Here is an 11,741-nt window from a genome sequence, read left to right as displayed (position 1 = left end):
TTTTGACCGCGTAGCCGTTTTCATGTCCGCACAGCCCGTGACGCCGGCGGCGGTGCTGGTGACGACCGTCGCGTTCGCGCTGTTTCTCTCCGTGACCGCCCACGTCGCCGCCCGGAACGTCCTCGGCGACGTCGACCCCCGACGCGCGCTCTACGTCGGCCCACTGCCAGCGATCACGAGCGTCGTCGCCGGCGGCTTCTCGATCCCCGCGGCGGTGACGGTCACCGTTGCACTCGCGCTCGATGCGATCATGTTTCGGTGGAGCTACGAGCAGCCGCCACGGGTTGTCGCGGTGTTGACGCTCATCCACGCCGTCGTCACCGTCCTTATCGGCGTCGTCTTCGCCGGTATCGCGCTGCTGCTTTCGACGCGACCGGGGTGATCCACGCCCGCACCGACGCGCCGCGGGGAGACCGATGCCGCTCGGTTCGCCGCCCGCGACGTCGCTCACGGGTCAGGAGGCGGTCCGTCGTACGCGTCGTGGTCACGGTAGAAATTCAACATCGCGAACTTCAGTTTCCCCGGGTCGATGTCTATCAGCTCTTCGCGCTCTTCGAGCGGAAACGACCCGCGCACGGAGTATTTTCCCATGTCTGTGGCGGTGTAGCGCCGGTCAGCGAGGATCCGCACCCCGTAGTCGGACGGTCCGCGGATGACTCTCCCGAGCGCTTGGCGGGTCTTCCGAATCGTCGGCACTTCGACTGCGTACGCCCACCCGGGGTCACGCCCACGATCGTGATCGGCGAATGCGCGACTGTACGCCGCTTGGACCGCTTCCATCCGGTCTGAGAGGTGTGGATACGGCACGCCGACCACGACGACGGTTCTGGCGTCGTCGTCGTCGAAGCTCACTCCCTCAGCAAGTGTCCCCCACAGCGAGGTGAACAGTGCGGCGTCGTTCTGCTCGACAAATGCCCGGCGAAGCGCTGCCTCGTCCTCGCCGGAACCGTCGAGATAGAGCGGTCCGAGGTCGGCTCCGGCCAACCCGTCGCGGCCACCGCCGAGACGCTCGTAGTATCGCTCGGCTTCTGCGTACGAGGGAAAAAACGCGAGCGTGTTTCCTGGAGTGAAACGAATTGCGTCTCGTAACAGCGTTGAGACCGTCTCCTGAGTCTCGGTGTCGCTGCGCTCGGCGGCAAAAAGCGGCGGGGTGTCGACCGCGAACGTCCGGCGGTTCGCCTCCGGATACCCCATCTCGTACGCGAGCGAGGCGACGTCTTCGAGCCCGAGCACCTCTTCGGTGACGTCGAACGGCCGAAGGGTCGCGCTCATCAGCACGCTTGCTGCAACCTCCTCGAACAGCTCGGCCGTGATGCGGCTGGGAATACAGGTGTACAGCTCGGCGCGGCCGTATACCTCGTCTGTCGTTCCGTCGCGCCGGACGGACACGATCGGGTGTTGCCCAAGTTCGGTCCCGGCCTCCATCCACGTCGAGACGAACCGTGCGACCTGCAGGAGCTGACACTCGGTGCGGCTTGTGGTCTCACCGTCACGATACCGCCGCTCGTACTCTTCATCGATCGCCTGCCCGAGTTGGACCGCGAGCTCGGTCTCAGCGTCGATACCCGTCCCTTCGTAGTGGCGGAGAAACGCGAGCGTGAGGTCGTCCCGACGGTCGTCGTTGGCGACGGCGATGTCTTCCCAGCGCTCCCCGATGGCCTCACGCGCGCCGAACCCGAGCGCGTCGTCGTACGTCTCGACGAGCGCGTGCCGGAACGCTCGCACGACGTTTGCCGCCGGTTCGGCGCGTGAGTCGTCGCTCTCTGTCACCTCCTCAATCGCGGCATCGAGGGTCGTTTCGGTGAGCGTGCGGGTCGCGTGGTCGCGGGCCGCGTCCTCGACGTTGTGTGCCTCATCGAAGACGGTGAGAATGTCTTCAGGATCGCGGTCGATCCACCGGAAGAACTGCTCGCGGATCGTCGGGTCGAGCAGGTGGTGGTAGTTACACACGACGAGATCGACACCCTCCATACCCTCTTTGAGTAGCTCGTATCCGCAGAGCTCTCGCTCGTCCGCGTACGCGTACACGTCCTCGGGCGTGCGAACGTCCTCGAAGAGCCACTTGAAAAAGTCGTTTGTGTCTTCGAGGAGGTTGTTCCGGTAGTGCGCACAGACGTTCGCCGTCTCGTACTCGTCGAGCTCGCTCTCGAGGTCCTCGAGCTCGTCCATGACCGCCTCGCGGGCTTCGGCAGCGCCGGCGTTTCCTTCGCGACTCGCCGCGAGTAGCTCGCGCTCACGGGCTTCTAACTCGCGGACGTCTGACTCCGTCTCGACCAGCTCGCGGGTGGTGTCTCGGAGGGTTTGACATTCTTGGTAGCCGACATCGATATGACACATTGACGACTTCCCTTTAAACACCACGGCGCGGATCGGCTCGGTGCGGGTGATCGCACGAGCGTCTTCGACGAACTGGCGCATTTGTTCGTGGACGTTAGTGGTGATGACGACCGTGCGGTCGTGTTCGCGGGCGTGTGCCAACGCTGGAACGAGTGCTGAGAGCGTCTTGCCAGTCCCCGGAGCCCCCTCAAATAGCACGTCTTGGCCCCGCTCTAACGCGTTGGCGACCCGGTCCATCGCCTCGCGCTGGTTCGGGTACGGCTCTTCATAGGGGAAAAACCGCAGGTGTGACGGCTCTGACACGCCGGCGAGTTCGTCGCCATTGCGTAAAAGCCGTCGGGTGCCGCGGTGAATGTGGTCGTCGGGGCCGATTCAGCGGTCGAATGCGACCGAGTGGCTTTTTATCAAGCTCTCTCGAAACAACAAATAGCGAATGTTCGATGAGATCCTCGAGAAGTTCGAGGGATCCCCGAGCCAGCAGGCGGTCATCCGCCTGTTCTTAGAGCGCGGCTTCTCGGTCAACGAGGCTGGTCGGGTCGTCTCCGGGGGGATTGAGATTCCGTACACCGGGATCGCCCGCGAGCTTGATGTCGACCGGCGGGTCGTCGACTCGACGACGGACGCCATCCTCGCGGATCCGGAGCTCAAACGCATCTTCACGAACATCTCCTCGGTGCCGAGCCTGATGGATCTCGCGCCAGTGCTTGACCTCACGGTGATGACCATCGAAGTCGCCGCCGCCGACGAGGCGGGGATCGTCGCCGAGGTCACCGGGATCCTCGCTGACCACAACGTCCCGATCCGGCAGGTGTTGAGCGATGACCCGGAGTTCACCGACGATCCTAAGTTGTACGTCATCACCGACGCCGAGCTGTCTGGCGAGCTGCTCGTCGAGATCCGGTCGCTCTCATACGTCCACCGTGTCGGCTTCTGACGGCCTCGTCACTCGCCTCACTCACGGTATCTTCGTGTCCTCGTTGCTCAGTTAAATGCGCGCTCACAGCGTGTGCACGCCGCTTGTCAACCACGGCTGTCGAGCCGATACGCAACCCGTGACCTCGGTGACGACTTATGATGCATGACGACGCAGTCGCCATCGTCTCTCGCAGTGATTTTACTTTCACTTGGCTGTAAACCAGACTTTATAACCGAAGCCGCACAATCCCGGAGTACATGCCTGAAGACGAACTCGAGGACCTTCCTGGCGTCGGCCCGGCGACCGCAGACAAGCTGGTCGACAACGGATTCGAGAGCTATCAGTCGATCGCCGTGGCGAGCCCTGGTGAGATGTCGAACACGGCCGACATCGGTGAGTCGTCGGCTGCAGACATCATCAATGCGGCACGCGATGCGGCGGACGTCGGCGGCTTCGAGACGGGCGCGACCGTCCTCGAGCGTCGCCAGGAGATCGGCAAGCTTTCCTGGCAGATCACGGAGGTTGACGACCTCCTCGGTGGTGGCATTGAGACGCAGTCGATCACCGAGGTGTACGGCGAGTTCGGCTCCGGGAAGTCACAGGTTACCCACCAGATGGCGGTCAATGTCCAGCTCTCGCCGGAACACGGCGGCCTTGACGGCGGCTGCATCTTCGTTGACTCCGAGGACACGTTCCGGCCCGAGCGGATCGACGACATGGTGCGCGGGCTTGACGACGAGATCCTCGCAGCCGAGATGGAGCGCCGAGAGATCGAGGGCACGCCGGACAGCGAGGAAGCGATGGAGGCGCTCGTCGCTGCGTTTCTCGACCAGATCCACGTCGCGAAGGCGTTCAACTCTAACCACCAGATCCTCCTGGCCGAGAAGGCCAAAGAGCTCGCGGGCGAACACGAGGAGGGCGAGTGGCCGATTCGTATCGTTTGTGTTGACTCACTCACCGCCCACTTCCGCGCCGAGTACGTCGGCCGGGGTGAGCTTGCTAACCGCCAACAAAAGCTCAACAAACACCTCCACGATCTCATGCGAATCGGTGACCTGTACAACACCGGGATCCTCGTCACCAATCAGGTCGCGTCGAATCCCGACTCGTACTTTGGCGACCCGACTCAGGCGATCGGCGGGAACATCCTCGGCCACGCCTCGACGTTCCGGATGTACCTCCGCAAATCGAAGGGGAACAAGCGAATCGTCAGGCTCGTAGACGCCCCGAACCTCGCCGACGGCGAGGCCGTGATGCGCGTCCAAGGCGAGGGCCTCAAACCAGAATAGCGGCGGTTCACCCGCTCACACCCCCGGATCGGGGTGTACGAACGTCAACTTCTCCGGCTATTCGTCGCTACGACCCGAAATTGGGGCGTACACGCGTTCTCGCCGAACTGTACGCGCGACGTGGACAGCAATATTTGCGCGGGATCGACGCGCACCGGCCTGAAAGCGCCAATCATAGCCGTTTTTGACGATCATATTGTGGATGTGTCACTACGACCGTCAACCTTCTGTGCAAGAATTGCTCGGGGCCTGTCCAGAATACGACCTTATACATCTTAGACACGTGCTTATATTTGACGCACACGCTTCAAACGGTAGCATTTTTTTCCGCTTTTTAACTCTAGTGTTTATATGTATGGCTTTGCGGAGTATCTAACGTGATTCAAAGCACAAACGCGTGGTCAAACGCCACGTTCGAACCGGATCGTACGACGATCGATCGGACCGAGGTGGAGGTATCCGATGACTGATATCGCCACGGTCATTGACGCGGTCAACCAGACCTGGATCCTCACAGTCTCGTTCTTGATCTTCTTCATGCACGCGGGCTTCGCCATGCTTGAGGCAGGCCAAGTTCGCTCGAAGAACGTTGCCAACCAGCTCACGAAGAACATGCTGACGTGGGCGGTCGGCGTCTCTGTGTTCTTCGTCATTGGAACCGGCTTCGAGAGCCTGATGACTGGTGCCGGCTTTGCGCCCGCAGCGGGCGCCGGCGGCTACGTCGGCTGGCTGTACGGTGCTGTCTTCGCGATGACCGCCGCGACGATCGTCTCGGGGGCCGTCGCCGGCCGCGCGAAACTTCGCGCGTACATGACGTACACGTTCCTGCTTGCGGCCGTTATTTACCCGATGGTCACCGCAATGACGTGGGCCGCACCGGAGACTGGCCTCGTTGAGCAGCTCGTCGGTGCGCCGTTCGCCGACTTCGCCGGCGGGATGATCGTTCACGGTATGGGTGGTATCGCCGGGCTCACGGCCGCGGCAGTGCTCGGCCCGCGGATGGATCGCTACAACACCGACGGCAGCGTCAACGTCATTCCTGGTCACTCGATGACGTTTGCGGTGCTCGGCACGCTCATGCTTTGTTTCGGCTGGTACGGCTTCAACGTCGGCACCGCGGGCGCGTTTGACCTCGGTGATGGCGCAAACACCCTCAGCTTGGTCGCGATGGGTACGACCATCGCGATGGCAGCCGGCGCCATCGGCGCGGCGGCCGTCACCTGGATGCAGTCTGGAAAGGTCGACACGCTGTACACCGCCAACGGCATGCTCGCCGGTCTGGCTGGTATCACGGCGATCCCGAACACGACCGCATGGTGGGGTGCTTTCGTTGTCGGCGGACTCGCCGGCATCCAGCTCCCGATCGTCTTCGACTTCGTCTCTGAGCGGCTCAAGATTGACGACGTCTGTGCTGTCTTCCCCGTTCACGGCAGCGCCGGCGTGCTCGGCACGCTTTTGATGCCATTCGTGGCAGTTCCCGGTGCGTTCGAAGCCAGCGTCGGCACGCAGTTCATTGCACAGCTGACCGGCGTCGTCATTATTGGTGGCTGGACGCTGACCGCGACCGCGGTCATCTGGTACGTCCTCAAGGCGCTCGGGCAGGCACGTGTCACACCCGACCACGAGCAGGACGGACTTGACATCGCCGAACACGGCGTTGAGACCTACCCCGAGTTCGGTGGCGAGCGCGTCGCGACCGACGGCGGGCCGACCGTCGTTGACACCACCGAGTCCGGTCCACGCGCCGACGGTGGCGTAGAGACCGGCTCGCCGATCAAGATGGTCAGCGCGGTCGTCCGCCCCGACAAGCTTGGCGACATCAAACAGGCGCTCGCAGAGATCAACGCGCCCTCGCTCACCGTGACGAATGTCTCTGGTCGCGGCTCACAGCCCGCAAAGACGGGTCAGTGGCGCGGCGAGGAGTTCACCGTCGACCTCCACCAGAAGGTGAAAGTCGACGTTGTCGTCGCAGATATCCCTGCAGACGAAGTCGCCGAGGCCATCTGTGAGGCCGCGGCAACCGGCGAACCGGGCGACGGTAAGGTGTTCATCCTGCCGGTCGAAGACGCCGTGCAGGTTCGTACTGGCGCGACCGGCCCTGGGGCGGTCTGAGGCTTCGACCCGGGTACCTCACTGTCGTCACTCGGATCCACTCGCTTGCGGTGCGGTCTGTTCGCTGTTGCGGTCTGTTTTTCGTCATCGTCTGCCGTGTGTCAACGCGACGGTCGACAACGCCTTTGACCCGGGCAGTTGTATGACCATCTATGCAGCACCAGCGATCTCGCGACCTGTACGACCGCGCGCTGTCGGTGATGCCGGGCGGGGTCAACTCGTCGGTCCGCGCGACGATGCCGCATCCGTTCTTCGTAGAGCGCGGCGACGGGGGCCACGTGATAGATGCCGACGGCAACCGGTACGTCGATTGGGTGATGGGGTACGGACCGCTGTTGTACGGCCACGACCTTCCGGAGCCGGTGTCTGCGGCCGTCCAGTCGCACGCGGCCGCGGGACCGATGTACGGGGCGCCGACCGAGATCGAGGTCGAACACGCCGAGTTCGTCGCCAGACACGTCCCGAGCGTCGAGTCGATCCGTTTCGTCAACTCCGGCACGGAGGCGACGGTGTCTGCGGTCCGGTTGGCGCGGGGCCACACCGGGCGGGACAAGATCGTCGTGATGCAGGGTGGGTACCACGGCGCACAAGAGTCGACGCTCGTGGAGGGTGGGCCGGAGAACCCACATCCGTCGACCGCTGGGATCCCCGAGTCGTTCGCCGAACATACTCTGCCGATCCCGTTCAACGACCCGGACGCGGCCGCCGAGGTGTTCGCCGAACACGGCGACGACATCGCGGCCGTCCTCGTGGAGCCGATTCTCGCCAACATGGGCATCGTGATGCCGATCGACGGCTACCACGAGACGCTCCGTGACCTGTGTACAGACCACGGCGCGCTGTTGATCTTCGATGAGGTGATCACGGGCTTTCGGGTCGGTGGTCTCGGCTGTGCACAGTCGCGATTCGGGGTCACGCCCGACCTCACTACGTTCGGGAAGATCATCGGCGGCGGCTTTCCGGTCGGGGCAATCGGGGGTCGTGCGGACGTGATCGAGGGGTTCACGCCCGCGGGCGACGTCTTCCAGTCTGGCACCTTCTCGGGCCACCCGGTGACGATGGCCGCGGGGAAGGTGAGTCTCGAATACGCCGCCGAACACGACGTCTACGACCACGTGAATCGCCTCGGTCGCCGGCTTCGGGATGGTATCGCAGAGATCTGCCGGGAACGCGCACCGGAGTACACCGTTGTCGGCACCGATTCGATGTTCAAGACGGTGTTCACCCGCGAGGCGCCCGCCGACGTCGACGCCTGCTGTGCGGGAGGCTGTCAACAGAACGCCACCTGCGCCCGGTACGACCACTGCCCGAAGACCGGTGCGGACGTCGCTGATGCGGCGACCGACCGTTGGGAGCGAGTGTTTTGGCAGCGGATGAAAGACGAAGGCGTGTTTCTCACGGCTAACCAGTACGAGTGTCAGTTCGCCTCGTATGCGCACACCGACGAGGACGTCGACCGAACGCTTGAGGCGTACCGCGCCGCCTTGTGAGTGCTGTGCCCGCCTGACCCGCACCGATCCCGGAATACTCTTGTACGAGGCCGTTCGTACAGACGTACGATGTTAGCAGCCGCTCGTCCCGACGCGCCTCGCCGAGGCCGACGAGCGCTGCGACCGCGACGAGACGTCCGACCGCCGCGACCGGGTTCCGGCGCGGCGCGACGACCGGCCCCCCGTGGCCGATAACTTCTCTCCCTCGTCGCGTTCGCGCCAATCCGCTCCAGAGAGCCGTTGCTCTCTCGTGTGAGCGGCGGCGCTCTCAATAAATTCCAAAACTACTATCGGTGAATTTAATAGCTGCCATCCGGTCATATACGGTAATGACACGCGTTGCACTCGCGTTCAGCGGCGGACTCGACACCACGGTCTGTGTGCCGCTTTTGAAAGAAGAGTACGGCTACGACGAGGTTATCGGCGTCAACGTCGACGTCGGCCAGCCGACCGACGAGTTCGACGAGGCTGAAGAGACGGCCGACGCGCTTGGACTCGACCTCCACGTGGTTGATGCAAAATCCGAGTTTGCCGACCTTTGTTTCGACGCGGTGAAAGCGAACGCGACGTACCAAGGCTACCCGCTCGGCACCGCGCTCGCCCGTCCCGTCATCGCCGAGTCGATTCTTGAGGTCGCCATCGAGGAGGGGTGTGACGCCGTCGCACACGGCTGTACGGGGAAGGGGAACGACCAGCTCCGTTTCGAGGCCGTCTGGCGCGGCTCGGATCTCGAGGTCATCGCGCCGGTCCGTGAGCTCGGGCTCACTCGCGAGTGGGAGATCGACTACGCAGCAGAGAAGGATCTTCCGGTCGAGGCCGGCGACGGCGGCGTCTGGTCCATCGACGAGAACATCTGGTCGCGTGCGGTAGAAGGCGGGGAGCTCGAGAACCCCGACTACGAGCCGCCGGAGGCCATCTACGAGTGGACCGCAGAGCCCGACGGCGAGACCACGATCGAGGTGACGTTCGAGGCGGGCGTCCCCGTCGCTGTCGACGGTGAGGAGATGGCCCCCGTCGCCCTTATCCAGTACCTCAACGAGCACGCGGGCGCGTACGGCGTCGGGCGCACCGATGTGATGGAAGACCGCATGCTTGGTCTCAAGGTGCGTGAGAACTACGAGCACCCGGCCGCGACGGTGTTGCTCACCGCCCACCAGGCGCTCGAAGATCTCGTACTCACGAAAAACGAGCGCTCGTTCAAGTCGGGCATCGAACACGAGTGGGCCGAGAAGGCGTATGAGGGGCTCGTCTTCGCGCCGCTCGTGGACGCGCTCGACGCGTTTATCGACGAGACTCAGGAGACGGTGACCGGCACCGCGACGGTGAAGGTGTCCGGTGGCAGCTGTCGGGTCGTCGCCCGCGACTCGGCGTACGCGGTGTACTCAGAAGAAATGGCGTCGTTCAACACCGAAGACGTCGCCGGCATCGCCCAAGAGGACGCCACCGGCGTCGCGAAGTACCACGGGCTCCAAGAGCGGCTCGCAAACGGCGTGGCCGCGTCGGTCTCGAAACCGGAGCTCGCAACGGACGGACGCGGTGACATCTCGGGCGACGAGTAGATGCGCGACGGCGACCCCGATTCCGACCGGCAGCCCGCCTCAGATGTCGATTCTGTTGACGCGACCGCAGACGACGAGCGTGACACGGCCGTCCGTCGCGATCGGTTCAGCGGCGGCCCTGCCCGTGGGTTCCTCTCGAGTCTGGCTGCGGATGAGGCGATATTCGCGGCCGACCTCGCGGTCGACCGGGCACACGTCGTTGGGCTCGCCGAGCAGGGGATTCTTGAGGACGCGATTGCCGGATCCATCCTGCGGGCGCTCGCAGACGTGGAGGCCGCCGGCCACGGGGCGCTCCCGGCCGGCGAGGACGTCCACGAGGCGATCGAGACGGCTGTCATCGACCGGGTCGGCCCGGACGGTGGCCGGATGCATACCGCCCGCTCACGCAACGACGAGGTGGCCACGTGCATCCGGTACCGCCTGCGTGAGGACCTCCTCGATGTGGCGGCGGCGACGCTGACGCTCCGCGAGGCGCTCGTCGACGTCGCAAGCGCCCACACGGAGACGGTAATGCCGGGGTACACCCACCTTCAGCCCGCACAGCCGACGACGGTCGCCCACTACGTACTCTCGTACGCGGGCGGGGTCGCACGCGATACAACACGGCTGTTCGACGCGTATGACCGGACGAATCGGTCGCCGCTCGGCGGGGCGGCGTTCGCCGGTACCCCGTTTGACATCGACCGCGAGCGCACCGCCGAGCTGCTCGGCTTCGATGGACTCGTGTTCAACGCGATGGATGCCGCATCGGCGCGGGACTTCCTCGCGGAGGCAGCGACCGCGTCAGCGACGCTTGCTACAACGCTATCGGGGCTCGCCGAAGACCTGATCATTTTCTCGAATACGGGGCTCGTACGACTCGACGACGACTACTCGTCGACCTCCTCTATCATGCCACAGAAGGTGAACCCCGACACGCTGGAGCTAACGCGCGGGGTCGCTGGTGATGCGATCGGAGAGGCGACGGGGACGCTCTCGTTACTCAAGGGACTTCCCCGCGCGTACAACCGTGACCTCCAGCGCGCGCATGCGAGCGTGTTCGAGACGGTTGACGACGTCCGCGAGGCGACAGCCGTCGCGTCGGGGGCCGTCGCAACGGCTGAGTGGCAGACGGGTCGGCTTGCGGCGGCCGCAGGGGCCGGATTCTCGACAGCGACAGGTGTCGCCGACCTGCTCGCGGCCGGCGGAATGCCGTTCCGGACGGCCCACGAGGTCGTCGCGACCGCGGCCGAGACGATCGACGACGACACGTCACCGTCGGCTGCGGCCGACGTGATTGCGGCCGCGACGGACGTAGTGGCGGACGAGCCGCTCACGGCGTACGCGAGCCGCGCGTCGGTCGAAGCGGCACTCGACCCCGTCGAGAGCGTCGCGAGTCGTGACTCGACCGGCGGGCCTGCGCCCGACGCGGTCACCGAGGGGCTCGACATCGTCACCAACGCGCTCACGACGGACCGCGACACACTCGAGACTCGCCGCGAACGACTGGCGGCTTCGGCCGAGACGCTCGAGCGCGAGGTGGCGTCGTATGTGTGACCACACGGCCGTCAACTTCGGAGTGAAACACCAGTGGATCAAGACCGTAGACTCGCGACCCGGCGCGGACCCGCCGGTCGAGCGACGCCGACCCCCCCGACGGTCGGCGCCGGCGAGCACCCCCGACCCGGGGCCGCCTGCGCCGCCGTGCCCTGCACGGATTCGTATTATCGAAAACTGACACTGAATCACACACGGGCGTTCTGTCGCCCTCGTGTCCGAGTAGTACCCTCTCTGTGTATTGTAAGACAAATTATAAGTTCGAAGGCTTTATGTTTTTAGCGACGCGAGAGAGTGGTACGATGACGAGCGAAACCGATCCGGTGCTGGCAGAGGACCCGATCACGGGCGAGGAGATCGAACTTCCCGCGGACGTCGAAGTCGGCGAGATTATCGACAGTCCGGTCACAGGGACCGAACTTGAGGTCATCTCGCTCGACCCCGTCACGCTCGAGGAGGCGCCCGAGCTTGAGGAGGACTGGGGCGAGTAAATGACGGTGAC

Annotated in this window: 9 protein-coding genes; 8 read left to right on the top strand and 1 reads right to left on the bottom strand. The window is 64.3% G+C overall.

Features of this window, described 5'->3' with window-relative positions; translation table 11 throughout:
* Positions 1-22: 22 nt before the first annotated feature.
* On the top strand, positions 23-382 hold the full coding sequence (locus tag ACWUI7_RS12105; protein ID WP_496642477.1) for a DUF7473 family protein: 360 nt from the start codon (positions 23-25) through the stop codon (positions 380-382).
* 65 nt (positions 383-447) lie between these two features.
* Here the strand turns inward: ACWUI7_RS12105 and ACWUI7_RS12100 are convergent, their stop codons facing one another.
* A complete protein-coding gene (locus ACWUI7_RS12100; protein ID WP_496642476.1) occupies positions 448-2,640 on the bottom strand; it encodes an ATP-dependent DNA helicase in 2,193 nt (730 codons plus the stop codon).
* Positions 2,641-2,770: 130 nt separating this feature from the next.
* Here ACWUI7_RS12100 and trpY point away from each other — a divergent pair, with 130 nt between their 5' ends.
* From trpY to lysW, 7 genes are all read left to right on the top strand, one after another.
* Entirely contained in the window at positions 2,771-3,271 is a 501-nt protein-coding gene (trpY, locus tag ACWUI7_RS12095; RefSeq protein WP_496642475.1) for a TrpY family transcription regulator, read from the top strand.
* Positions 3,272-3,510: 239 nt separating this feature from the next.
* On the top strand, positions 3,511-4,542 hold the full coding sequence (gene radA, locus ACWUI7_RS12090; protein WP_496642474.1) for a DNA repair and recombination protein RadA: 1,032 nt from the start codon (positions 3,511-3,513) through the stop codon (positions 4,540-4,542).
* A 462-nt stretch (positions 4,543-5,004) separates the two neighbouring features.
* Positions 5,005-6,654, top strand: a complete 1,650-nt coding sequence (locus ACWUI7_RS12085; RefSeq protein WP_496642473.1) for an ammonium transporter — start codon at positions 5,005-5,007, stop codon at positions 6,652-6,654.
* Positions 6,655-6,806: 152 nt separating this feature from the next.
* Positions 6,807-8,144 (top strand): glutamate-1-semialdehyde 2,1-aminomutase, encoded by a 1,338-nt coding sequence (gene hemL / locus ACWUI7_RS12080; RefSeq protein ID WP_496642472.1) that lies wholly within the window; start codon positions 6,807-6,809, stop codon positions 8,142-8,144.
* Between the two features lie 329 nt (positions 8,145-8,473).
* Complete coding sequence (locus ACWUI7_RS12075) at positions 8,474-9,703, top strand: argininosuccinate synthase (protein ID WP_496642471.1); 1,230 nt, start codon at positions 8,474-8,476, stop codon at positions 9,701-9,703.
* Positions 9,704-11,239 carry an argininosuccinate lyase gene (argH, locus tag ACWUI7_RS12070; RefSeq protein WP_496642470.1) on the top strand — a complete coding sequence of 512 codons (1,536 nt, stop codon included), beginning with the start codon at positions 9,704-9,706 and terminating at the stop codon, positions 11,237-11,239. It begins immediately after the preceding gene.
* Positions 11,240-11,541: 302 nt separating this feature from the next.
* Positions 11,542-11,730, top strand: coding sequence for a lysine biosynthesis protein LysW (gene lysW / locus ACWUI7_RS12065; protein ID WP_435161947.1), 189 nt, complete (start codon positions 11,542-11,544; stop codon positions 11,728-11,730).
* Positions 11,731-11,741: the final 11 nt, after the last annotated feature.

The sequence above is a fragment of the Halorubrum orientale genome (assembly GCF_059623105.1).
This window is presented reverse-complemented; position numbering and strand designations above follow the sequence as displayed.